The 25,527-nt window shown below is 31.2% G+C and carries 23 protein-coding genes and 1 other annotated feature (1 of these 24 running past the window's edge); of the genes, 16 read left to right on the top strand and 7 right to left on the bottom strand.

The genetic code is table 11. The features are described from left to right. The first annotated feature begins 10 nt into the window (after positions 1 to 10). Both K7H06_RS18035 and K7H06_RS18030 read left to right on the top strand, forming a co-directional pair. Complete coding sequence (locus K7H06_RS18035; protein WP_223037400.1) at positions 11 to 577, top strand: hypothetical protein; 567 nt, start codon at positions 11 to 13, stop codon at positions 575 to 577. A gap of 2 nt (positions 578 to 579) precedes the next feature. Then, positions 580 to 1,254 carry an ABC transporter ATP-binding protein gene (locus K7H06_RS18030; RefSeq protein ID WP_223037399.1) on the top strand — a complete coding sequence of 225 codons (675 nt, stop codon included), beginning with the start codon at positions 580 to 582 and terminating at the stop codon, positions 1,252 to 1,254. A 14-nt stretch (positions 1,255 to 1,268) separates the two neighbouring features. On the opposite strand, the gene K7H06_RS18025 is transcribed toward K7H06_RS18030, so the two are convergent. The 6 genes from K7H06_RS18025 to K7H06_RS18000 all read right to left on the bottom strand — a co-directional run bounded on the left by K7H06_RS18025 (position 1,269) and on the right by K7H06_RS18000 (position 7,030). Next, entirely contained in the window at positions 1,269 to 2,687 is a 1,419-nt protein-coding gene (locus K7H06_RS18025) for a sensor histidine kinase (protein ID WP_223037398.1), read from the bottom strand. Position 2,688: 1 nt separating this feature from the next. Further along, entirely contained in the window at positions 2,689 to 3,372 is a 684-nt protein-coding gene (locus tag K7H06_RS18020) for a response regulator transcription factor (protein WP_223037397.1), read from the bottom strand. 172 nt (positions 3,373 to 3,544) lie between these two features. Beyond that, positions 3,545 to 4,234 carry a type 1 glutamine amidotransferase gene (locus K7H06_RS18015; RefSeq protein ID WP_223037396.1) on the bottom strand — a complete coding sequence of 230 codons (690 nt, stop codon included), beginning with the start codon at positions 4,232 to 4,234 and terminating at the stop codon, positions 3,545 to 3,547. A gap of 100 nt (positions 4,235 to 4,334) precedes the next feature. Continuing rightward, complete coding sequence (locus K7H06_RS18010) at positions 4,335 to 5,222, bottom strand: ABC transporter substrate-binding protein (RefSeq protein ID WP_223037395.1); 888 nt, start codon at positions 5,220 to 5,222, stop codon at positions 4,335 to 4,337. A gap of 21 nt (positions 5,223 to 5,243) precedes the next feature. Then, positions 5,244 to 5,897, bottom strand: coding sequence for an ABC transporter permease (locus K7H06_RS18005; RefSeq protein WP_223037394.1), 654 nt, complete (start codon positions 5,895 to 5,897; stop codon positions 5,244 to 5,246). Positions 5,898 to 5,914: 17 nt separating this feature from the next. Further along, positions 5,915 to 7,030 carry an ABC transporter ATP-binding protein gene (locus K7H06_RS18000; protein WP_223037393.1) on the bottom strand — a complete coding sequence of 372 codons (1,116 nt, stop codon included), beginning with the start codon at positions 7,028 to 7,030 and terminating at the stop codon, positions 5,915 to 5,917. A gap of 510 nt (positions 7,031 to 7,540) precedes the next feature. Between K7H06_RS18000 and K7H06_RS17995 the strand changes: the two genes are divergently transcribed. The 13 genes from K7H06_RS17995 to K7H06_RS17935 all read left to right on the top strand — a co-directional run bounded on the left by K7H06_RS17995 (position 7,541) and on the right by K7H06_RS17935 (position 23,032). Continuing rightward, positions 7,541 to 8,683: a ComEC/Rec2 family competence protein gene (locus K7H06_RS17995; protein WP_223040076.1), complete on the top strand. Its 1,143-nt coding sequence runs from the start codon at positions 7,541 to 7,543 to the stop codon at positions 8,681 to 8,683. An 8-nt stretch (positions 8,684 to 8,691) separates the two neighbouring features. Then, positions 8,692 to 8,904, top strand: coding sequence for a DUF3006 domain-containing protein (locus K7H06_RS17990; protein WP_223037392.1), 213 nt, complete (start codon positions 8,692 to 8,694; stop codon positions 8,902 to 8,904). A gap of 41 nt (positions 8,905 to 8,945) precedes the next feature. After that, positions 8,946 to 9,695 carry a gamma-glutamyl-gamma-aminobutyrate hydrolase family protein gene (locus K7H06_RS17985; protein ID WP_223037391.1) on the top strand — a complete coding sequence of 250 codons (750 nt, stop codon included), beginning with the start codon at positions 8,946 to 8,948 and terminating at the stop codon, positions 9,693 to 9,695. 197 nt (positions 9,696 to 9,892) lie between these two features. Further along, positions 9,893 to 10,462 carry a TetR/AcrR family transcriptional regulator gene (locus K7H06_RS17980; protein ID WP_223037390.1) on the top strand — a complete coding sequence of 190 codons (570 nt, stop codon included), beginning with the start codon at positions 9,893 to 9,895 and terminating at the stop codon, positions 10,460 to 10,462. Between the two features lie 41 nt (positions 10,463 to 10,503). Next, complete coding sequence (locus tag K7H06_RS17975) at positions 10,504 to 11,895, top strand: MATE family efflux transporter (protein WP_223037389.1); 1,392 nt, start codon at positions 10,504 to 10,506, stop codon at positions 11,893 to 11,895. Positions 11,896 to 12,054: 159 nt separating this feature from the next. After that, a complete protein-coding gene (locus tag K7H06_RS17970; RefSeq protein ID WP_246637725.1) occupies positions 12,055 to 13,209 on the top strand; it encodes an SH3 domain-containing protein in 1,155 nt (384 codons plus the stop codon). Between the two features lie 114 nt (positions 13,210 to 13,323). Beyond that, complete coding sequence (locus tag K7H06_RS17965; RefSeq protein ID WP_223037387.1) at positions 13,324 to 14,415, top strand: GerAB/ArcD/ProY family transporter; 1,092 nt, start codon at positions 13,324 to 13,326, stop codon at positions 14,413 to 14,415. Then, on the top strand, positions 14,399 to 15,532 hold the full coding sequence (locus tag K7H06_RS17960) for a Ger(x)C family spore germination protein (RefSeq protein ID WP_223037386.1): 1,134 nt from the start codon (positions 14,399 to 14,401) through the stop codon (positions 15,530 to 15,532). Before K7H06_RS17965 ends, K7H06_RS17960 begins: the two co-directional genes overlap by 17 nt. Positions 15,533 to 15,544: 12 nt before the next feature. Further along, positions 15,545 to 16,972: a spore germination protein gene (locus K7H06_RS17955; protein ID WP_223037385.1), complete on the top strand. Its 1,428-nt coding sequence runs from the start codon at positions 15,545 to 15,547 to the stop codon at positions 16,970 to 16,972. Between the two features lie 140 nt (positions 16,973 to 17,112). After that, positions 17,113 to 18,786 (top strand): sensor histidine kinase, encoded by a 1,674-nt coding sequence (locus K7H06_RS17950; protein WP_223037384.1) that lies wholly within the window; start codon positions 17,113 to 17,115, stop codon positions 18,784 to 18,786. A gap of 3 nt (positions 18,787 to 18,789) precedes the next feature. After that, complete coding sequence (locus K7H06_RS17945) at positions 18,790 to 19,497, top strand: LytR/AlgR family response regulator transcription factor (RefSeq protein ID WP_223037383.1); 708 nt, start codon at positions 18,790 to 18,792, stop codon at positions 19,495 to 19,497. Between the two features lie 147 nt (positions 19,498 to 19,644). Then, the gene (locus tag K7H06_RS17940; RefSeq protein WP_223037382.1) at positions 19,645 to 21,066 is read left to right on the top strand and encodes a carbon starvation CstA family protein; all 1,422 of its coding nucleotides are present in this window, start codon (positions 19,645 to 19,647) and stop codon (positions 21,064 to 21,066) included. Positions 21,067 to 21,241: 175 nt separating this feature from the next. Continuing rightward, positions 21,242 to 23,032: a methyl-accepting chemotaxis protein gene (locus K7H06_RS17935; protein WP_223037381.1), complete on the top strand. Its 1,791-nt coding sequence runs from the start codon at positions 21,242 to 21,244 to the stop codon at positions 23,030 to 23,032. A gap of 113 nt (positions 23,033 to 23,145) precedes the next feature. Here K7H06_RS17935 and K7H06_RS17930 read toward each other — a convergent pair whose 3' ends face one another. Next, the gene (locus K7H06_RS17930; RefSeq protein ID WP_223037380.1) at positions 23,146 to 24,144 is read right to left on the bottom strand and encodes a ketoacyl-ACP synthase III; all 999 of its coding nucleotides are present in this window, start codon (positions 24,142 to 24,144) and stop codon (positions 23,146 to 23,148) included. Between the two features lie 346 nt (positions 24,145 to 24,490). On the opposite strand from K7H06_RS17930, the gene uvsE reads away from it, so the two are divergent. Then, positions 24,491 to 25,447, top strand: a complete 957-nt coding sequence (gene uvsE / locus K7H06_RS17925) for a UV DNA damage repair endonuclease UvsE (protein WP_223037379.1) — start codon at positions 24,491 to 24,493, stop codon at positions 25,445 to 25,447. 74 nt (positions 25,448 to 25,521) lie between these two features. Further along, positions 25,522 to 25,527: a binding site (T-box leader), on the top strand; it runs 259 nt beyond the window's last position.

The following is a 25,527-nucleotide window of genomic DNA, read 5'->3' as shown; positions in this document are numbered from 1 at the left end:
GTGGATAAAAATGAAATTAAAATCAAAAATATTATTAGTAGTGGTAGGTGGGTCTTTACTTCTTACAGGATGTGGAAATTCGAATACAGAAGCAGTTAGCAAATCATCTATACAAGAGACAAATAAAGTAAAAGTAGAAGAAAAAATGGATTCATCTACAGTTGATACAAATGAAGAAACAAATAAAAAAGAAAAGATAAGGAAAGGTGCAGATGTATATGGAAGAGTTAAAAGTATTATTGGAAATGAAGTAGTACTTGAACTTGCAGAAATGCCTCAAAGGAAAGCTGGAGAAAATGGAAAAAAAATAAGTGGAGAGAAACCTATAAATCCTAGCGGTGAGGAAGGAAATGGACAGGGAGGACATGGAATGGGAAAAAAAATAAAGCTTATAGGGGAGACCGAAACATTATTGATTCCTGTAGGAATTGACTTAACAACCTTTAGTCGTGACGGAGAAAAGGAAATAGATATAGCTGATATTTATGAAGGGGCAATGATGAAAATTTGGTATGATGAGAATGATCAAGAAAGTAAAACGATTACAAAGGTCATGATGATACAAGGCAGGCAGTAGTTATGAATAAAAATGTAATCTATATGAAGGATATTGTAAAATCCTATAGAATGGGAAAAAATACATTAACCGTTCTAAAAGATGTTTCTTTAGATATTCAAGAAGGGGAATTTGTTGCTATACTAGGACCATCAGGTTCTGGAAAGTCTACCCTTATGAATATTATAGGATGTATTGACATGGCAGATTCAGGAGAATATAGTTTAGCAGGAGAGGATATAAAAGCTAGGAATGAAGATGAATTAGCATTGATTCGAAATAAAGAAATAGGATTTATTTTTCAAAAGTTTAATTTACTTTCTAAATATACAGCACTTCACAATGTTGCTTTTCCATTGCTTTTAAGAGGAATGAAAATAGAAGATTCTTACATACGAGCAAAAGAATTATTAGAAAGGGTAGGTCTTGGGGATCGAGTAGATCATAAGCCTATGGAATTATCAGGGGGACAGCAACAGCGGGTATCTATAGCAAGGGCTTTAGCAGGAAACCCTAGAATTCTGCTTGCAGATGAACCAACAGGAGCCCTTGATTCTCAATCAGGAAGTGAAATTATGGATATGTTTTTAGAATTGAATGAAGAAGGAAATACCATTATATTGATCACCCATGACTTAGAAATTGCAAAAAAAGCAAAAAGAATTATCCATGTGAAGGATGGTAAGGTCTATGAATAAAAGAGATGCGTAATTTATGTATCTCTTTTATTCATTTCAAACCAAACAGTGGTTCCTTCATGAATTTTGCTCTTAATACCGTATGAAAAGTTATGGGCTTCTAAAATATTTTTTACGATGGACATACCTAAGCCTGTACCACTCGTATCTCTTTTTCTCGATTTATCCACTTTATAAAAACGGTCCCAAATGTAAGGTAAATCTTCCTTAGGAATGCCTTGTCCATGATCTATAATCTCAATTTTTGTATGATTTTTTGTAGTTGTTACTTTGATAAGTATTTGACTATTTTCATAGGAGTGGGTGATGGCGTTATTAATTAAGTTGAAGAATACTTGATAGATTTTAGCTTCATCTGCGTATATATGTGTGTTTTGATCATCTATTTCTATCAGCAACTTTATATTCTTTTGAGAAGCAAAGAAATCAAGCTTACCTATAACTTTATAAATTAATTCAGCAATAGGAAATAGGGAACAATTTAGTTCTGAAAAACCTGCTTCCATTTTAGATAAAGTGAGGATATCCTCAACCATAGTATTTAATCGACTAGATTCATCCACAATGACTTGTAAATTTTCATTTCTTGTTTTCTTATCAGCATCTACATCCATTACTAGTTCAGCATAGGCTCGAATCAAGCTAATAGGAGTTTTTAACTCATGAGAGACATTTGCAATAAATTCTCTTCGAAAATTTTCAATTTTTCCTAATTGAAATGCTAAGTCATTTATAGTATCTCCTAAAATGCCTATTTCATCTTTAGAATCTAAATCTACACGAACATTAAAATTACCCTTTGAGATTTCCTTTGAAGTTTTTGTTATTTTTAAAATTGGTTTTGCAAAATGCTTTGCAAATAATAGTGCTAAAAGAGAACCAATAAGCAGAGAAATCCATGTGATAATAGATAGTTGCTTTTTCAAAATAGAGCTTGTTTCTTGAATAGGCGCTAAAGCAGAGGTTAATATAATATTTCCAACTATAGCATTATTTTTTTCAATAGGAACTTTTACTACAAGTAAAGACCTTTTAGCTCGGTCAAACTTTTCAACAAAGGTTTCAACTTCCTTGGAATAAAGGTTTACATGAGGTTCTTTGGGTAGTTCTTTAGGAATTCTTTTAGAAATGATATTTCTATTCATAGGAAATAAAACTTTATTATGTGTATCGATAATAGTAATAGAAATATGAAAAGAAAATTCAGATCGAAAATCATTCATTTCATCTATGATCTCTTGTGAAATTATTGGAAAGTCATTTGTTGCTGAAATAAGAGCTGAGATATTTTTTCCCTCGTCTAATAATAAATCTTTTCGTTCATCGATATAAAACTTTTGAAGGAGCATGATTTGAAATAGCCAAGTGATTAAAAGGATGATTAGTACAAGGGATGTAATGCCTAACCAAAGTTTACTTAATATACTTTTCATGTTACTGCCCTGCCTTCAATTTATAACCTGTACCCCAAACCGTATAGATATATTTCTTGTGTTTGCCTAATTTTTCTCTGATTTGCTTTACATGGGTATCTACAGTTCTTACATCACCTATGAAATCATATCCCCAAACCTTATTTAATAGTTGTTCTCTTGAGAAAACTCTTTCAGGATTCTGTGCAAAGAAATATAAAAGATCAAATTCTTTAGGGGTTAATGCAATTTCTTCATGATCTAGAAACACTTGCTTGCCGAGGGGATTGATTTCAATATTTTTTATTTTTATATTTTTTTCATCTATACTACGATTGATTTTACTTCTTTTTAAAACTGCTTTTACTCTTGCTACCATTTCTTTTGGACTAAATGGTTTGGTGATATAATCATCTATTCCTAATTCAAAACCAAAAAGCTTATCGTATTCTTCACCTCTTGCTGTGAGCATGATAATAGGAATAGAAGATTCTTCACGAATTTTCCTGCACACAGTCCAACCATCTACTTTAGGCATCATAACATCTAACAATACGAGAGAAAATTCATGAAGAGCTAAGTGATCTAAAGCGTCTTTACCGTCAGTAGCTTCTTCCACTAGATAACCTTCCCTAGAGAGATATATTTTAATAACTTGACGTAATTTTGGTTCATCGTCAACCACAAGGATTTTTAGATCATTCATATACAAGACCTCCCTATATGTAAAGTAAATGAAATATAAATTTGTTATGTACTATAGATAAAAGAAATCATATATTTCATTAAGCTTATCATAACATAGTTTTAAAGGAACGAGAGGGAGTTATACAAAAGTTCAGGATTTTAACAAAAGTTCATCACAAAATGATCACAAATTATTTCGTACTCTGTTTACAAAGGGCTACAAATTCTTCAAGTACTGTATTATTTTCTTGACCAAGAAGAATATCTTTTATAGCTATTGAAAAGTCTTTCATGAGCCAATCCTTATAATACATTGAAAGTTTTTTCATGATATATTCATCGAACTCTGGATGAAACTGAGTACCAAATATATTTGAACCAGGAATTCTAAAAGCATTTACGAATTTACTTTTTCCTGTTACGCCTTCTGAAAATACTTCTAATTGGGTAGATGTGATAATATGAAAATGGAAGGAATAAGCAGATTCCATTGTATTAAAAATATGCCCTGATTTTAGTTGATGAATGGGTTTTAGTCCTATATTCATCATGGAAGCAGGACCTACACAACCTTCATCAAATACATCTGCAAGTAATTGAGAGCCAAAGCATATGCCTAAAGTTGGAATGCTTTTATGATGATGGATTCGATCCTTTATAAAGGATCGTAGTTCATGAAGCCACTCAAAATCTTCCATAACCCCAGTGGAACCTCCTGTGATGATTAAAGGTTCATTGATATATTTTTTTATTGTATCCATATCTTTTATAGCAGATAAAATTCTGGAAGGATATCCTAATTGATTGAGTTTTTCTTTTATATGAAAACCATAATCTGTATTTTCGTAAGCATATCCAGTTGTTTTTATAATATGGATCATTTATTCATTCACTCCTGTTCTTGAAAATTTATAGTAGTAAAAGTTGAATAATATTATACTTTTTTAGAAAATAAAAAGGGGATAGTAAATATCCCCAAAATTAATCGATTAACCCTTCAGATTTTAACCATTCACGAGCAACTTCTTTTGCATCTTTCTTTTCAAGGTCTACTTGTGCATTTAACTGCGCCATTTTTTTATCATCTAGTTTACCAGAAAGTAGGTTAAGAGCATCTGCTACTTTAGGATATTTTTCTAAAGTATCTTTACGGATGATAGGAGCTGCATAGTATGGTGGGAAAAAGTTTTTATCATCTTCTAAAACAACCAAATCAAAGGCAGGAATTCTACCATCTGTAGCAAAAGCACTGTTTACATCTATTTGTTTATCACGAACAGCTGCATAAGTAAGACCTGGATCCATTCCTTTTGCAGATTTAAAATTCATAGCGTATACATCTTTTAGACCTTTATAACCATCTTCTCTTTCTAAAAACTCTTGTGTACCCGCAAGAATTAAGTCAGGTGCTGCTTTTGCAAGATCACTATAAGTTTTTATGCCTAATTCATCTGCTTGAGTTTTACGCATGGCTAAAGCATATGTATTATTGAATCCAAATGGTTTTAACCAAACAAGATTTTTTTCTTCATACATTTTTTTCACTGTATCATAAACAGCTTGTGAATCTGTCATTCTTTCTTGTTTTAATACACTCATTAAAGCTGTTCCTGTGTATTCTGCATAAACATCTATATCTCCACTTTCTAAAGCTGTTGCAATAACATTTGTTCCACCAAGGTAGGGTTTTGTTTCAACCGTTACATCTGTTTTTGCTTCAACGATTTCCTTCATTAAATATACAAGGATTTCTTGTTCAGTAAAGTTTTTACCACCTACTACAATTTTGTTTTCTTCTTTTGTACTTCCACAACCAACAAGACTAGATAAAATCAATACAATAATTAAAAATAAGCTAAATTTTTTCATTTGCATCTCTCCTTTTTTATATTATTTCCTTAAACCCTTTGGAGTAACAGAAAATTCTAATTTTCTTAAGATAAAATCAAAGGTTAATGCTAAAGTAGCTGCTGGAATGGCACCTGCAAGGATGAGCTCTGGATTTACCGTAGCAATACCTCTAAAGATCAAGTCCCCTAAACCGCCAGCGCCAATCATAGCAGATATAGTTGCAACTCCTACGATTAATACAGTAGACGTTCTGATTCCTGCCATAATGATGGATAAAGCTAGTGGGATTTCAACCATAAATAACACTTGTTTTGAAGTCATTCCCATTCCTACCCCTGCCTCTACAGCAGCTTTATTTACACCAATAACTCCTGTATAGGTATTTCTAAGGATAGGAAGTAATCCATAGATAGTTAAAGCAACAATTGCAGGAAATCTACCTATACCGAGGAATGGAATCATGAAACCTAAAAGGGCTAAACTCGGTATGGTTTGAAAAACAGAAGTTATACCAATAACAGGATCAGCCATTTTTCTGTGTCTAGTTAAGAAGATTCCTAAAGGTACTGCAATAAGAACAGAAAAGAACAAGGCTGTTAGAGTAATTTGAACGTGTTGGCTAATAGCTAATAATATATCTGAACTTCTACTTTTGAAGATATTCAATATGCCAATAAAAATATTGTTTTCCATAAGACACCTCTCTCTCTTTAAGCGGAATATTTTTTCGCCATGACTTCAACGATACTTGCATGAGTAATGATTCCTTTTAACTCCTTATCATTAGAAATAACAGGAAGATAAGGAATATTACTATTTACAAAGATATCGATAGCATCCTGCAAAGATTGATCTTCTTTAAGGGTTGGAATATTTGTTTTCATAATATCCTTTACTTTTAGAGTTTCATCTTTATAATTTTTTTGAATTTCCCAAACGCCTATGGTACCTAAGAAATGATTAGACTTATCTATTACGAGTAAGCTATCTACCTTATGATTACGCATAATTTTGATAGATTCAGCAAGTCCTTTTTCTGGTTTGGTAGAAATAGGTTTTACCATGACATCATCAATAGGAGGAAGAATGTTTACTTTATTCAATCGTTCTTCTCCAATAAATGAACGTACAAAATCATCAGCAGGATGACGAAGAAGATGTTCAGGAGTGTCTAATTGAACAATTTTTCCTTTTCGCATAATGCAAATTCTATCAGCGATTTTTAAAGCTTCATCCATGTCATGAGTAACAAAGATGATGGTTTTTTTGATTTCTTCTTGTAATCTTACAAGCTCTTCTTGTAATTGTTCCCGGCTAATAGGGTCTAAAGCACTGAATGGCTCGTCCATTAAAATAATAGGTGGATCGGCAGCAAGCGCACGAATTACCCCTACTCTTTGCTGTTGACCGCCACTTAATTCGGAAGGATAACGGCTTCTGTATACTTTTGGGTCTAAACCTACCATATCTAATAATTCATCTACTCTTTTCATATAAGCATTTGGATCCATTTTTTTTAGTTTAGGGACAAGAGCTACGTTTTGGGCAATGGTCATATGAGGAAGAAGACCAATTTGCTGAATGACATAGCCAATATTTCTTCGAAGATCAACAGGATTGAGGTTGCTGATTTCTTTCCCACCGATGAAAATCTTCCCCTCTGTAGGTTCAATAAGGCGATTAATCATTTTCATGGTAGTGGTTTTTCCACATCCGCTTGGTCCGATTAAAACTAATAATTCCCCTTCGTTTATATGTAAGTTCATCTGATCTAAGGCCTTAAAGCCGTCTTCATATATTTTTGATACTTTCTCAAATCGAATCATATAAAACCTCCTTCGCAATAAATTGCTTAAAAAATTAGTATTTTAGGAAAATTTTGTGAATTAATAAAGCCGAAAAATATTATCCCATGAGAACAAAGTAGTAAATACTTAATTTCATAGGTAGATGTTGTTTAGTTTTGCTCGTTTCTTATTTTGAGCAATTCAAGAGAAAATAATCTCTATAATAAGTATAAAAATAAAGATATTTATATTATGGGTCAAAGCTGACTTAAAATATAATATGAAAAGAGTAAAAAAAGATTTGAAATAAAAAAAGAAATGTAAAACATTTACATTTTATATTTTGGCGTAAACACTCCCTTTACATTTTAATACTAATTCTAACTATTGTCAATAGCAAAAGTCATTGTTCATCGGGAATCGACAAGTATGTGAGTGATACGACAAAAACAATCCTTCATGATATAATAAAGTAGGTAAAACTTACAAAAATAAGGAAGTGGAGTGAGAAATTTGTCAAAAAAATATTGTTTTTTTATTGTTGTAATCATGCTATCATTCCTATTGATTTTAACAGGCTGTTCAAAAGAAAAAGCAGTAGAAACTTTAAAGGATGAAAGTCAACAAGAAACTGTAGTACCTGAATCTATAGAAGAGGTTACAGGAAATCTAAAAGTTCATTTTATTAATGTAGGGCAAGCAGATAGTATACTCATTGAAAATGGTGAAAACAGGATGCTTATTGATGCAGGGAATAATGGAGACGCTAATTTGGTTGTGAATTATTTAAAGAGTCAAGGAATCAATGAATTGGATTATGTTATTGGAACCCATCCTCATGAAGATCATATAGGAGGATTAGATGCAGTGATCAATACTTTTGATATAGGAAAAGTTTATATGCCAAAGGTTACCCACACGAGTAAAACATTTAAAGATGTTATTACGGCAATCAAAAATAAGGGATTAAAAATAACCAATCCAGTAGTAGGGAGTAAAATAGCATTAGGCGATGCACAAGGGGTTATTCTTGCACCAAATAGCAAGGAATATAAAGATTATAATAATTATTCTATTGTATTAAAGTTAACCTATGGAAATACCTCCTTTCTATTTACAGGAGATGCAGAAGATCTTTCAGAAGAGGAAATGATGAATAATGGATTAGACTTATCAGCTGATGTATTAAAGCTTGGACATCATGGTAGTCATTCTTCTACAACTTTAGAATTTTTAAACAAAGTAAACCCTACATATGCTGTGATTATGACGGAGACAGGAAATGACTATGGTCATCCTCATAAGGAAACCATGGACAAGTTGAAAAATAAAAATATTCCTGTTTATAGAACGGATGAAAATGGAAATATTATAGCCACAAGTGATGGAAAGGAAATTACATTCAATGTAAATCCAGGAGATTATAGTTACGGAAGAGAGAGTAAAAGTGAAGAAACTAGTACAAATAAATCAAGTGAATCCAATATTTTTACAGCAAAAGCGGAAAGTAATGAAGAAAAAACATATACTGATAAAAATGGAAAAGGTTTAATTAAAGGAAATATTAATAGCAAAGGAGAAAAGATTTATCATATGCCTAATGGAGCTTATTATAAAAAAGTAGAGGCGGAAATGTTATTTAATACGGAAAAGGAAGCGAAGGAAGCTGGATTTAGAAAATCGAAAAAGTAGGTGAGTCTATGGGTATGATTATAGATAGATTTGAAGAAAACTTTGCTGTATGTGAAAAGTCCGATGGATTAATGGTCCATATAGAAAAAGAAAAAATTCCACATAATGCAAAAGAAGGAGATGTATTATTAAAAGTAGAAGGTAAAATTGTTATTGATGAAGATGAAACCATGAAAAGAAAAAAGAAAATAGAAAAAATGGTTGAGGATTTATGGGAGTAGATAATAAATGAATAAGTAACATATTAAGAGGTGATTAAAAGATGAAACCATTAATTGGTGTTACTACGTATTATGTTAAAGCTAGTGAAGGGCATAAAAATAAACCAAGAGGAATGGTTGATCAAGACATGCTCATGTCCACCATGGATTATTCAAGATGCATAGAGAAGGCAGGTGGGGTTCCGTTAACGATTCCTGTAATTGATGATGAAGGATATCTAAATGAACTAATAGAGCGGTTAGATGGTTTTTTATTTACGGGGGGGCCAGATATACATCCACTATCTTACAATCAACCTTTGAAGTTAGGAATTGGAAGGGTAGTGCCTGAAAGAGATGCATTTGAATTAAAATTAATGAAAAAAGTTTTACAGAAAGATAAGCCTATTTTAGGGATTTGTAGAGGTTACCAATTACTGAATGTTTATTTTGGAGGGACACTCTATCAAGATATTTATACAGAAAAAGCAGCAAGGATCAAGCATGTTGGAGACGTATTGCCTAAACATTATCCTGCACATAAAGTAATTTTAAAAGAAAAAAGTAAGGTGTTTGATGCATTTGGTAAAAAAGAAATATTGGTAAATAGTTTTCATCATCAGGCTGTAGAAAAAATTGGAGAAGGACTTATAGAAAATGCGTGGTCAGAAGATGGTATTGTTGAAGGCCTTCAACATAAAGATTATTTATTTGTTGTTGGGGTTCAATGGCATCCTGAAATGATGGCTGAAATATTTGAAGAGCAGATAAATATATTTAAGGAATTTATTAATGTCATAAAAGATAGATGAGAAGATGAGTTTATAGGATAAATATTGAAAAGTATATGTATATAATTAATTTTTAGTATGGATAATGAAATGAGCGCTTACTTTATAGAGAAAGCGTTCATTTTTTTATTTTTACTTGACGATGAAAAATTTTTAAGCTATAATGAATCTAAATTCATTTAAAATGAACTAAAGTTCATAAAAAGGAGATTATGAATATGCCAAAGATTATCAAAGATATAGAAGAAAAAATATTTAATGGAGCGTTTGAATTGTTTGGGGAATATGGATACAAAAAAGTTGATATGAAAATGATTGCTAAGAAGATAGGTATTGCTGTTGGAACGCTTTATAATTACTATCCTAACAAAGAAAAGCTTTTTATTCATGTTTTTGAAAAGAGTTGGGGAAATACATTTTGCAAACTAGATGATGTATTAAAAAAAGAAATAGATCTTAAGAAAAAAATGAAAGAAGCTATTATTGTATTGCATGATGAAATATCAGCAAGAAAAGGATTGGGGAAAGCATTATTTAAAGAAAATATATTTGAAAAGGATGACCTAGATAAGGTGTTATATACTAAAAAGGTATTGTTAGATAAAGTAGAAAATCTAATCAAAGAAATAAAGAAAGAAGAAGGATTAAAGCTAGAAGACGGTATGGAGAGAAGGCTGGCAGGAACCATTTTTATGATTATTATTGAAATGAGAAATCAATATCCTAATGAAAAAGAAAAAAATATTCAATATATCAACAGTTTAATAGATTGCACTTATGGAAAATAGAAAAGGAAAAATATGATAGCTATTGTAAGGAGGTTTTTTAAGTGGAAGAAAGAATAAAAAGAGCTAGGATGATGGGAGAAGCAAAAATACCTAATGTCTTACTAAAACTTGCTATCCCAGGTATTGTAGCTATGCTTGTGAATGCGGTGTACAACATTGTAGATACTATGTTTGTGGGAATGCTTCATAATACCAGTGCTATTGCTGCTGTTAGTGTAGCTTTTCCTATGTTTATTATGATTGCTGCTTTTGGGCAAATGTTTGGTGTAGGGGCAGGATCCTATATATCAAGACTATTAGGTGAAAAAAATAAAACTTTAGCAGACCAGACCACTTCTACAACATTTTTTACAAGTTTGGTTTGTGGTGTAGGCTTTGTAGTTTTTGGAACAATATTTTTAGAACCATTACTTCGATTATTTGGAGCAACAGATACGATTATGCCCTTTGCAAAGGAATATTCTAAAGTATTGGTTTATGGTTCTGTTTTTACCGTATTAAATATGACCTTGAATAATATGATTCGAGCGGAAGGTAATGCTAAATTTAGTATGTTTGCTATAAGTTTAGGGGCAGGATTAAATATTCTTTTAGATCCTATTTTTATGTTTACTTTAAATATGGGTATAAAAGGAGCAGCTGTAGCAACTGTATTGGCTCAAATTATATCTTTTATCTTCCTAATAAATTATTTTATTTCTGGAAAAAGCTATATAAAGATTTCTACAAAATACTTTGCTTTTTCAAAAGAAATATATGCTCAGATCATGAAGATAGGAACAGCTACCTTTGCAAGGCAAGCTCTTTCTAGTTTCTCATTAGGATTAATTAACTTGGCAGCAAAGCCTTATGGAGATGCAGCTGTTGCAGCCATGGGGGTTACTTTAAGAATATTTTCATTAGGAGTGTTTGTGGTATTTGGATATAATCAAGGTTTTCAACCTATAGCAGGGTATAATTATGGAGCAAAAAAATATGATCGGTTGAAAGAAGCTATCAAAGTATCTTTAAAATGGACTACCGTATTTTGTGTAATGATGGCAGCAATATTTATAAGCTTTGCTGAAGGAATTCTTTCAGTATTTAGTAATGATCCAGAAGTAATTGATATAGGTGCAAAAACCCTTAGAGCAGTGGTTTTATTGTTTCCGCTATTTGGATTTCAACAGGTCTATGCTGTGTTATTCCAAGCCCTTGGAAGAGGAAAAGAAGCTCTTGTGTTGTCTCTTTCAAGACAAGGAATTTTTCTTATACCAGCTGTTTTGATATTGCCAAAAGTTTTTGGATTAAATGGTGTAATCTTTAGTCAAACAATAGCAGATTTCTTTACTATTATTGTTACAGGAATACTTGCTTTTTACATGCATAGGGGATTAAAAATGGAAATGAGTAATGAAAACGTTCAAAAGAAAAATACAGAAGATGTTGCATAAAATATTAAATGATAGGCTATAAAATAAGGATGGATTGAAAGATTCATCCTTATTTTTAGTTGGAAGGATATGTAAATAATTTCCTAGAGGATTTTTTGAATATTTGTCAAATATAAAATAATGTTAAATTTACACAAAATAAGGGGGAATTCTTTTTTGATGAATATTTTTAAGAGTTTATTTATGATTACTATTATTTTATTGTGTATAGTATTAATGCCTTCAGAAAATTATGCACAAGAAGTTGTAACTGGAATTGTAATTGATGAGGATGTAGTTTTATATAAAGAGGCGAGAACTTCATCACAAAGTTTAAGTCCTTTAGGATTAGGAGAAGAAGTATTTATTGAAGGGAACAAAGGAAAATGGTATGAAGTTTCCACGAGAGATGGAATGTTTGGCTGGGTCCATAGTGAATGTATATTGACTAAGGATGAGAATAATAAATTAATAGAAAATGGAATTGTTAATACAGGAACGGTAGAAGTGCGTAAAGACCCAAATATTCATTCTGATAGTATGGGAAGATTAGGATTTGCAACAAAAATTACAGTAGTAGAAGAAGAAGGAAGTTGGTATCAATTAGCTATGGAAGATGAAGCAATTGGTTGGGTACCTTCTGAAGTGATTATTACGTCACCTATCTATAAAAAAGGAAAAATTCAATCTGAAAACGCAAAAGTTCATGAAAAACCATCAAGAAATAGTAAAGTAATAGAAAAATTAGATAAAAATGATACTATAAGGATTGATGATTATCAGGATGGCTATTTTTACATTACATGGGATAAAAAAGAAAAAGGTTGGATTTATGCAAAAGAAGCAAAGCTTATCCATGAAGATTTTTTTAAGAAAGCTTTTGTAAGGGAAGTAGCTAAACAAAATTCTCAAGAAAATGGTGAAACTATATTAGCAAATACTTTTAAAGAAATAATAGAAAATGCTACATATCTTGGAGATGGATATACTGCTACAGCTTATGATTTATCTATTGCTTCCTGTGGAAAAGCTGTAGGGTCAAAATATAGAGGTTTTACAAGAACGGGATACAACTTAAATGGTAAAAATTGGGAACAAGCAATGGTTGTTGCTGTACATCAAAAGACGATTCCATTAGGGAGCAAAATACTTGTATTATTTGATGACAAGGATTGGAGAGCAAAATATAATGGTATTTATTTGGCAGCTGATACAGGTGGAGGCGTAAAAGGGAAAACGGTAGATATCTATTTAGGGGATATAGGGAATAAACAAATGAAAGAAGTAAGGGATTTTGGTAGAGCATATAATGTAAAGGTTTATTTGTTAAACTAAAAAAGTAAAGATTTTTATAGGGCTTCAGAAAATGTTCTGAAGTCTTTTTTTTATAAAAAAACCTGAATTGTTTAACTATAAATGGAAAAGCTAAGATTATAGAGGTGAGTGCTTTTGAATGATTCCTTAACCAACAGACAAATTGTCTTTATTATTTTTGGTGTTCTTATAGGATATGGCATCATGGGTTTACCCAAAAATGTTGCAGAAACTGCAGGAACAGCAGGATGGTTTTCTGTACTAGTTGCAACAGCTATAACAGTAATTTTTGCTTATATGATTACATATCTTAGCTATGTTCATAAAAACAAGATAATTTACGAATATAGTGAAATTTTAACAGGTAAAATTGTTACATATGTATTTATGGGAATATATATATGCTATTATTTTATAGTTTTTGCTATGTTAACAAGAATTTCATCTGAAACAATAAAACTTACTATATTATTAAAAACCCCTATATGGGCAGTCTGCTTATTTTTTCTTTTTGTTGTATATTATGCTTTGATAAAGAGACTTCGTGTTATTGCAAGAATTTGTGAAATTTATGGAATCATCATTATTATAGCAGCCGTGATGATCCATATATCATTATTTACCCAAGGGAAATTAATAAACATAAGACCATTTTTTGTTGTAGAAGATTTACCATTATACTTAAAATCAACGTTAAATATGATTTTTCCATTTTTAGGAATAGAGATACTTACCATCATTCCTTTTACAAAAAAAAATAACAAGAGAATATTTAAATATACAGCTTTAATGGTAATGTTTATAGGTGTTTTTTATATAATGGTCGTAGAATCTTGTATTTCTGTAATCGGTGTGGATGAGATTGTTCATTATGATGATGCACTATATGCCACAATCAGAAGAGTAGATATACCAGCTTTTCAGTTTATAAGAAGATTAGATGGTATATTTTTGATTGCATGGATTATGGCTATATTTTGTACTATGACCATATGGGCTTATGGAGCCATTGTTCTTTTGAGTAAATTATTTAAAAAGGTAAACTTTAATGTTCTTAGTTTTATTGTAGTTTTTTTTGCTTTTATTGTGTCTCAAATGCCTACTACCTATGGACAAGTAAAAAAAGTACTTGAGTATATGAGTTACTATGGGTTATTGGTTATGGGAATCATACCAAGTATATTATTTTTTATTACGAAGGTGGGAAAATATGATCAAAAAAATTAGTGAATTATTAATAATAGCTGTATTTTCCTTATGCTTAACAAGCTGTTGGGATTATGAGGATGTAGATAAAAAATGTATTACTATTTCTATCGGAGTAGATCAAGTTGGAGAAAATGTGCAATTTTCGGGTGAAATTGCTAACCTGACTCCTTCACCAGAAGCCAAAGAAAAGGCACAAACAGGGAATGTATATAGACTTTTATCCTATGGAAAAACTTTTGAAGAAGCTAGGATACACTATGATGCTATCAATCCTTTTCCTGTATTTTTAGGAGTAACAAGAGTAGTTGTTTTTGGACAAAATTTTGCTAAAAAAGGGATAGAACCTTATTTAAATAGAATAGGACATATATATGATTATAGAAAGACTTTGTTAACTGTAGTAAGTAGAGAAAGCCCCACAGAATTATTTGATACCAAGGTAGAAAAACATATATCTGTAGGTTTTTTAATAGAAGACATTATTAATAGTTTATCAAACACAGGAAAAGCTTTATATCCAACTTGTGGAGAACTCCTTTCTGATATTGCATTAGAGGAAGTTGGTTATTTACTACCTTACATTGGAAAAGAGAAAGGTTCTATAGCCTATTTAGGGCTTGCAGTTATGAAAGATTCAAAACTAATTGGTGTGATTGATATTGTAGATACAGATGGCATATTGTATCTATTAGGAGAAAATCCTATGTTAGTGGAAGCTATACATAATCCTGAAAATAAGGGAAATGTATATTCCTTTCGAACAAATGTTAAGAAAAGAAAGATTAAGACAAATTATACAAATGGAAAGATTGCTATTAATATAGATTTAGATTTACAGGCCATACTGAGATATCAATATTATTCAACACCAATAAGTGATGAAGAAATTAAAAGGTTAGAAAAAATTATCTCTGAAGAAGTAAAAAGCAGTATTGTGAGTGCAATTAAGAAAGCACAAAATGAATTCCAATGCGATTATTTTGGGTTTGCAAAATATTTTAGAGCGGATTACCCTAAGGTTTACAGAAAAATAAAATGGGAAGAAATATTTAAAGATGTTGATGTAAAGGTTCAGGTAAAGACAAAAATTGTAAATGAGAATCTAGTAGACCCGGATGCAAAAAACAAATACTAAAGGGTGAATGGGATGAAGAAAAATAAATTTATAGATAAAATAAAAGAATGTAATGATAGGAGCTTGGGTATATCTGTAAGACGGTTATCTATTTTCAATGCAGAGGTGTATATCCTTTACATTCCTGAGCTTACAGATAGAGAAAAACTATCAAACAGTATTATAAAACCTATATTACAAAATGGAAGAGAAAAAAGTTTTACAATAGATAAAATGGTAAATTCTATTATTTATATAGATGACATTGTCATTGATAGTGATGAAAATAAAATAATGAACTATATTTTTGAAGGAAAATCTATTATTATTTTATCTACCGATGAAAAATACATTATAGCAAACACGCTAAAGGTTGAAAAAAGATCTATTCAAGCCCCAGAAATAGATGCTACCTTAAGGGGGTCTAGGGATTCTTTTACAGAGAATATGGAGACCAATTTGTCATTGATTCGTTATAGAATAAAAGATTCAGCCTTAAGGATGGATAAATTTATTATTGGCAAGAGGACAAAGACAAATGTTTCACTCATTTATATAAAAGATATTGTAAATCCAAAATATGTAAAGGAAGTAACCAAAAGATTAAAGGATATCAAGGTAGATGGTATATTGGAGGCAGGATATATCCAAAAGTTTATTTTAAATAATGTTTTTGATTTATTTCCTCAGACGGGTATTGTTGAGAGATCAGATGCAGCATGTGCACATATACTAGAAGGAAAGATAACTATTATTGTTGAGGGTAGTAATCTAGTTTTGGTTGTTCCAAAAGTATTTATTGAATTTTTAGATGCTGGTGACGATCACTATGATAATCTGTATTTAGCTATTTTTTCTAAGATTTTGAGAGTACAAGGTTTTCTTATATCTTTAACATTATCTTCATTATATGTTGCAGTGGTGAGCTTTCATCCTGATATTCTTCCACCCCAATATATTTTGGCATTAGCAACATCTAGAGCATCTGTTCCTTTCAATGCATTGGTGGAAGCAGTGTTGATGGAGTTTGTAACAGAAATTCTAAGAGAAGCTAGTATAAGGCTTCCGAAACAGGTGGGTGCGGCTATCAGTATTGTTGGAGCCATTGTTATCGGCCAAGCAGCAGTTGCAGCAGGTCTTATTAGTCCACTGATGGTGATTATTGCATCTTTAGCGATGATGTGTTCTTTTGTTGCAGCAGATTATACGGTCATGAACCCTATTCGTATATTAAAGTTTATTTTGATTTTTATTACAGGAGTATTTGGATTGTTTGGATTTATTATGGGCATTACATTGATTATTATCAACATATGTTCACTTACTAGCTTTGGCATACCTTATTTTTCTCCTGTTGCGCCATTTAATTTTCAAGATTTGAAGCAGTATATTTTAAGCGATATCAACCTAGCGAAAAAAAGACCGAAGTTTTTGAATACAAAGGATAAAACAAGGCAATAAATTTTAACCATTATTGAGGAATTTTCTTATTTTTTACTAAGTAAAGCCCTATAATTCGTCTTAAATAAAGAAATGATTGGTGATATAATGAAACTAATCGTTCACAGAATTGGACAAAGATATTTTTGGAGCTGATCTACTTGATAGAATTATTAAAACATCTTATCAACAATTTAGGATATGTGATTGTCATCGCATTTTTTATTTCTAAATTGAATGCATTTCGTCAGATGATTCAAAAGGATAAAATAAGAAGAGGGGAAACGTTAATTCTTGCTTTTGTATTTGGAGGAATAGGGATTATTGGAACCTATGTAGGAATTGATGTACGTGGAGCTATTGCTAATACGAGAAATATTGGTGTTATTGTAGGGGGAATTCTTTGTGGACCTTTTGTAGGAATTGTTGGAGGAATTCTTGCAGGAGCACATAGAATTTTGATTGATATAGGTGGGATTACAGCATTTCCATGCGCTTTAGCGACAATCATTGGAGGGTATTTATCTGGAATCATCTATAAGAAATCAAACACTAAAAATAGATGGTTTTATGGATTATTAGGAGGAATTTTAGTAGAGCATTTAAGCATGTCTTTTATCTTATTGCTTTCAAAACCCTTTCATTTGGCGTTAACTATTGTAAAACAAATTTATGTACCTATGGTCTTAATCAATGGGATAGGGATTGCTATTGTGATTATGATTACAGAAAATATTTTTGAGGCAGAAGAAGAGATTGCGGCAAAGCAAGCAAAGCATGCTTTAGAGATTGCTAATGAAACTTTACCTTATTTTCGCGATGTAAATAAAAATTCTCTACAAAGAGTTTGTGAGATTATTAAGCTTTCTGTGAAAGCAGATGCTGTATCTATAACGGATAGAAAAAAAATTCGTGCCCATGTAGGAAGTGGAGAAGACCATCATACAGTAGGAAAGTCTATTTTGACAAAGGCAACAGAGAGAGTCATAAAAGAAGGAACTATTGAAGTTTTAAATACCTCTGCAGAAATAGATTGTATAGATGGAAATTGTCCATTAAAGTCTGCAATCATTGTTCCCCTTAAAGAAAATGAAAAAGTTATTGGAACTTTGAAAATATATTATGAGGATGAAAATCACATAACCTTTCGAGATATAAGTCTAGCAGATGGCTTATCCCAATTGATCTCCACCCAGCTTGAACTTAGTAAACTTGAAAAGTTAAAGGAGATGGCGAATAAATCTGAGATTAAAGCTCTTCAAGCACAAATTAATCCACATTTTTTATTCAATGCGTTACATACTATTGTATCTTTTATGAGAATGGATATAGACAGGGCTCGTGAACTAATGATCGATTTATCTACTTATTTAAGATATAATCTTGAAAGAGGAGATGCGTTGGTAAGTTTAAAAAAAGAATTGGAACAGGTGAGAGCATATGTTAAAATAGAAAAGGCAAGATATGGAAATAAATTAAATGTTATTTATGATATAGACGATGCAATAGATATAAAAATCCCAAGTCTTACCATACAGCCCCTTGTTGAAAATGCTATAAAGCATGGGATATTAAAAGGGCATCAGGATAAGGGTTCTATAAGGATTAGTGTAAAACAAAAAAAAGAAAAGGTTAAGATTATCATAGAAGATGATGGCGTTGGAATCGAAGAAGAAGTGATTATGGGAGTAAAAAAAGGAGAGACGAAAGAAGGTAGTATAGGGCTTTTGAATGTGCACAATCGATTAAAGCTTATTTATGGAAGAGGTCTTAAAATTGAACGACTTCAAAAAGGAACAAGGATATCCTTTGAAATTTATAAAAAGGAGGGGTAACCTTTGAGGTGTATTATTGTAGAGGATGAATATCCATCTAGGGAAGAGTTAAAATATTTTATTAAAGCATATAGTTCTATTGAAATTCTAGAGGAATTTGAAGAGGCTTTAAGTGCACTAAAGTTTTTAGAGAAAAATAGGGTAGATGTTATATTTTTAGATATTAATATGCCAAATTTAGATGGGATGACATTTAGTAAATTAATTGCTAAGTTTAAAGAACAACCAAAGATTGTCTTTATCACAGCTTATAAGGAATATGCAGTAGAAGCTTTTGAAGTATATGCTTCTGATTATATCTTAAAGCCTTATTCAAAGGAAAGAATGATTCATGCATTAAAAAAACTTGAAGATCAAGAAGAAACGGATATAGGCTGTAAGAGGGATAAGATTATTTTATGCAAAAATGAAAAAATGATTGTTATAGATTGGACGGATATATATTATTGTGAAGCCCATGAAAGGGAGACTATTGTTTACACAAAGGATGAAAAATATATTGCCAAGATGAATATTTCTCATTTTTTAGAGAAGTTACCAAAAAGTAAATTCTTTCGAAGTCATCGTTCATACATTTTAAATCTTGATAAGATTCAAGAAATTGTTCCTTGGTTTAATAATACATATAATGTGAAGCTTGAAGATTTGGATACAGCAATTCCTGTTAGTAGAAATAAAATAAAGGAATTTCGAAGAATTATGGGAATATAATTTTAAATTTATACACGAATGAAATTTCGTGTTTATTTTTTTGCATTTCATGTGTCAGTTTATTCATTTCATTACGAAATGCCTCCTTTTAATGAAGCTTTAAAATATAATAAGCATAAAGAAATATTATTCAAAGGAGGAGCGCATATGTTTACTTTTATTTTATCTATTGCAATTTTAATTTTAGGTTATTTTCTATACGGTAAATTTGTGGAAAACGTTTTCGGAATCGATAACGAAAAAGCTACGCCAGCAATATCTATGGAAGATGGTGTAGACTATATTCCAATGAGTTGGCCAAGGATTTTCTTGATTCAATTCTTAAATATTGCAGGACTAGGACCTATATATGGAGCCATAGCAGGTGCATTGTGGGGACCAGCCGCATTCTTATGGATTGTATTTGGATGTATTTTTGCAGGCGCGGTACACGATTATTTCTCAGGAATGCTATCTATTCGTCATAAAGGAACGAGTATATCAGAAGTTGTAGGGATTTATCTAGGAGATACTGCCAAGACTGTTATGAGAGTTTTCAGTGTAGTACTATTAGTATTAGTAGGTGTGGTTTTCGTAATGGGTCCTGCAGGGCTTTTAGCAAATCTAACAGGACTTAGTAAAACATTATTAGTTGGTATGATTATTATTTATTATCTACTTGCTACAGTACTTCCTGTAGATAAGTTAATCGGAAAGATCTATCCAATATTTGGAGCATCTCTTTTAATCATGGCAGTTGGTATTGGCGTAGGAATTATTGCAAAAGGATATACTATCCCAGAGATTACATTAAGCAATCTTCATCCTAAAGGAACACCATTATTCCCATTCTTATTCATAACTATTGCCTGTGGTGCTATATCAGGTTTTCATGCAACACAATCACCACTTATGGCTAGATGTGTAAGAAAAGAAAGTGAAGGAAGAAGAATATTCTATGGATCAATGATTGCAGAAGGGATTATTGCGCTAATTTGGGCAGCTGCATCTATGGCATTCTTTGGAGGAACAGAAGGATTAGCTGCAACCCTTGCAAACGGTGGACCAGGGGTTGTGGTAAATGAAATATCAACAACACTTCTTGGAGCTATAGGTGGAATCCTTGCTATGCTTGGCGTAGTCGCTTGTCCAATAACATCAGGAGATACTGCATTTAGAAGTGCAAGACTTGTTATTGCAGATGCTATTAACTTAAAGCAAGAAAAGACAATGAACAGATTCTATATTGCTATTCCGTTATTTGCAGTAGGTGTAGCTCTTACAAGAATTGATTTTGGCATTGTTTGGAGATATTTCTCATGGTCAAATCAAACCCTTGCCATGATTGTACTTTGGGCGGCAGCAACGTATCTAGTTCAAAAAGGGAAAAACCATTGGATTTGTAGTATACCTGCAACATTTATGACGGGTGTAACAACAGCTTATATTTTACAAGCAAAAGAGGGATTCAAATTAGCTGCATCATTTTCCAATATAGTAGGTATTGTTCTAGCGTTAGTATTCTTTGGAATGTTTATGAGGAAAGTAAAAAAAGAAAATAAAAATATGAAAAAAGAACATGTTGCATAGTAAGACAAGAAGTAGATGATTTAGGTCATCTGCTTTTTATTTTGCATTTTATTATTACTTCCTGAAAGAAACATAAAATTTTGAAAAAATCAAGATGTGGTTACAAATTTTTACAAAATGTGACAAACATATACAGTATAATATTATGGGACAAGTATAGAAAGGTGGGAGAAGATTGAATGCAAAAAAATTATTTTGGAGAATGACATTAGGAATAGAAGCAATAACTTATTTAGTGGTAATCCCTGTGTCAATATATGTGATTTATGTTTTAGGTGGATTTATTGATGAAGGATTATTATATACAGTTATTTCAGCAGCTCTTGCTATTGGCTTAAACATAGCGGTAGGAGTCTATATAAGAAGAAAAATAATCTATGAAGACTTAGAATTATTATATGGATCACAGATATTAGAAGAAAAAGAATTGGTAAATATAAAAAAGAGATTGTTGGTTTTTCCTTTTAAAGAAGGAATGGTTATGTTTTTTAGGTGGTTACTTGGTGTATCAAGTGCATTGCTTATTATAAATATCTTTGTACCTGTAACAAAAGAACATTGTATAGCTATGTCTATCTTTGCAATCATATTAGGTGCAGTAGGGTTTATGACCAATTATCTTACAGCTGAAAAGTATATTATAGATATTTTTATTGACAAAAAATTAGGGCATATTCAAGTGGAACATCATCATTTTATGGAATTTGGATTATCTAAAAAAATATTTGTAGGTTTTTTATCTATTGTTATTATGGGAGCTTTTACATATTCGTATTTAGTCTATGATATATATTGTGGAGTGATTATTCCAGATCAGTTTATATTACATTCTATTATTGCTGTTTTCTGTATTGTTTATGTTACATTTACCTTTTCCTACATTTTTGTGAATAATGTAAGAAAGACAATTGGACAAATTGAAGGAGCTATAAAAAGCATTGCTCAAAATGATTTGAATATTGATTTTGCCAGTGTTACCTCAGATGAAATTGGAAGTATGGGTAGAAATCTTCATATTATGAAAGAAAATTTAAGACAGCTGATTCAACATATATCAAGTACTGCTAATAATTTAAGTGCATCTTCTCAACAGATGGCAGCTTCATCTGAAGAATCCAATTCTATGGCAGAGCAGGTTACACAAATTATGGAAAAACTTTCAAAAGGTGCTGAAAATGAAGTGGTCTTTGTAGAACAAACTACACAAACGATTAATGATATGGCAATGCATATTGAAAAGGTGGCTAAAAGTGCTCAAACAACAAATGAAGTAGGGAAAAATGCTGAAAAAGCTGTAGAAAATGGGAAAAATTCAGTAGAAAAAGCTATTCAAAAAATGAGTCATGTTCAAGCTGTCATGAAAGAATCTGTTCAAGCAACAGAAGTATTAAGAAATAATTCAAAGGAAATAGGAAATATTGTCCAAGTGATTACAGGGATTGCTGAACAGACTAATCTTTTAGCTTTAAATGCAGCTATAGAGGCTGCTAGAGCAGGAGAATTAGGAAAGGGATTTGCAGTTGTAGCAGAAGAAGTGCGAAAACTCGCAGAACAATCAAGTCATGCTGCAGGACAAATTACACAGCTAATAGATGAAGTACAGAAAGGGACAATTGTAGCTGTAGATTTAATGCAAAAAGGAGCACAAGCGGTAGAGGAGGGTTCTACAACTGTTGTAGATACAGGGAGTGTTTTTGATGAAATACATGAAGCAATCAATGGTATTGCAACAGACATAGAAGAAGTATCAGCAATGAGTCAGCAAATGGCTGTTGGATCAGAACAAATTGTAGGAACTATGAATAATGTAAGTAGACTTACAGAAGAAAGTGCTGCAGATACACAACAGGTTTTTTCTGCTACAGAGGAACAAATGGCAGCTATTGAAGAAATTGCTTCAAATGCTCAAAATCTTGCTCAGATAGCACAAGCATTGCAACAACAGATTGGACAATTTAATATTTAAATAAAGAAAAGTAAATTTAAAAGGCTCCTATCAAACTTAGGAGCCTTATTTATGTTTTAAAGTAGCTTTATTTTTAAAGTGAAGATACTAAGTAAAATATATTAATAAAAATTTTAATATCTGTATAATACACAAGAGGCAGTAATTCCTGAACCTACTGACCAAAAAATAATCACATCTCCTCTTTCTAATTCACCATTATCTAAAGTTTTTGCTAATGCTATAAATGGACTAGTGGTTCCCGTATATCCAAAATCATCACCAACAAATGGAAATTTATCAACTTCTTCTTTGAGTTCATCTTTGATGAAATCTATATTCTTTTTTGCAAATTGAGATAGAAAGTATTTTTTTACGTCTTTTTTTGTTAAATCATTTTGAACCAAAAGATTTTCTATGGAATTTTTCGCACTAATAAATGCATTGTCTGTATTAAAAGGAACCCATTGTATTAATTTATCTTCAACGGGTAAATGATTATTATATATATTTGAAAAACCCTTAGCTGGAAGGGTGATAAATTCATGCATGGAAGAATCTGTATACCAATCAGAATCAATAAACCCTCTATCTGAATTTGCTGTATTTTCGAGTATTACAGCGCAGCCTGAATCTCCAAAGTTTGCATAGGGAATTTCTTCAGAATATCGTGCATATCTATTCATTTGTTCTGCACCAACAATCATTCCATATTTTATTTTAGGATTATTTTTCATATATCGACTAATTTGTTCAAGAGCAACTACCATGCCAACACAATTAGAATTCATATCATAGACGATGGTTTTTTCTTTTCCACCTAAAGCATGATGAAGTTTAAGGGCATTAGTAGGTTGAACAAATTCAGGAGTCCCTGAAGAGAATACAATTAAATCTAGATCCTTAGCAGTTAAATTTGCTTTCTTTAGGGCTCTTTTAGCAGCTTCAATACCCATTGTTAGCATATTTTCTTTTTTATTATTAGAAATATATCTTTTGCTTCTTCCTGTAAATTCTAATAATGGACGGATATTTTTTCCTTGTTTTTCAAAATGATTAATAAAAAATTCATTGGTTATAACATTTTTAGGATGATAGTAATCAACTTCCTTGATAGCGACATTTGTGATCATTTTATGATTCAACTCCTTTTGTTTAATTTTTTAGAAAAACAATTTTTGTTTGTATAGGAGCATAAGATAGGTAAATATGCAACTAATCAATAAAAAAGAATAAAACACCAAATTTAGGCATTTTATCAATATAAGAAAAATATAGTATAAAATTGAAATAATGTCAAATTAATATATAAAATACATTTTATTGAAAATCAAAGATTTTACCTAAAGCATTTATTTTAAAAAATATTATTTTTATACATGAAAATATAATTATGTGATTTTATTTAAAGATAGAAGGTTCTTTTATTTGAGTGAATTATATTCTTTAGGTAAATACTAGAGAAGAGGAGGAGATGCTATGCGTATTCGATTAGGTTATGTAGCTATTGCATTGAAGCTTCCTAAAGTAACGGCTTCTAGTCAATTGACCTACAGCAGATATAAAAAGCTTATAGAAGAAGAGCGAATAAACGAATTGAAAAGAGTTACTCGGTCTAATATGGAGGATTTAGTGAAAATTCTTTCATATAATGCAGAAAATAATATTCATTTTTATAGAATTACGTCAAAGCTTATTCCCCTTGCCACTCATCCTGATGTAATCAAGTGGGAATATGAAAAATATTTTAAAATAGATTTAAAAAGAATTGGAGAGTTAATAAAAAAACATCATATGCGTGTAGATACCCATCCAGACCATTTTAATGTATTAAATAGCACTAGGGAGGAAGTGGTTGCGAAGACCATAAAAGAATTTCTTTTGCATGATTATTGGTTTGAAGCCATGAATTACAAAGAAGGAAAAATGGTGATTCACATTGGGAGTGGCCAGGGAGGAAAAGACAAGGCAATAGAACGTTTTGTAAAAAATTTTCATAAATTACCTCTATCCATTAAAAATCGGTTAATCATTGAAAATGATGATAAATTATTTACAGCAGAAGAAACTTTGTCACTCTGTAAAGAAATTGGTGTTCCTATGGTATTAGATATTCATCATCATGTATGTAATAGTGGTAATCACCCAATAGAAGATTTTTTAGATAGAATTTTTTATACATGGGAAGGAGAATATTTTCCTCCTAAAGTTCATATTTCAAGTCCTAAAGAAGGAAGATTAGATAAAAGACATGCTGATTATATAAATCCTCGTGATTTTATAATATTTATAGAAAAATGTGTTCCACATCATCAAGACATAGATGTGATGATTGAAGCAAAACAAAAGGATTTAGCCCTTTATAAATTGGTGGAAGATGTGAAAAAACTAAAGCCTGATTGGAAATGGATTGATTCTACTACTATAGAAATATAAAAAATATGAAAATTTTGTATTGACATATTGTAAGAATGTTTGTATAATAAACACTAAATTACAAATTATATTGATTTAAA

Origin of the sequence: Crassaminicella profunda, from assembly GCF_019884785.1 — a bacterium.
GTDB lineage: Bacteria > Bacillota > Clostridia > Peptostreptococcales > Thermotaleaceae > Crassaminicella > Crassaminicella profunda.
This window is presented reverse-complemented; position numbering and strand designations above follow the sequence as displayed.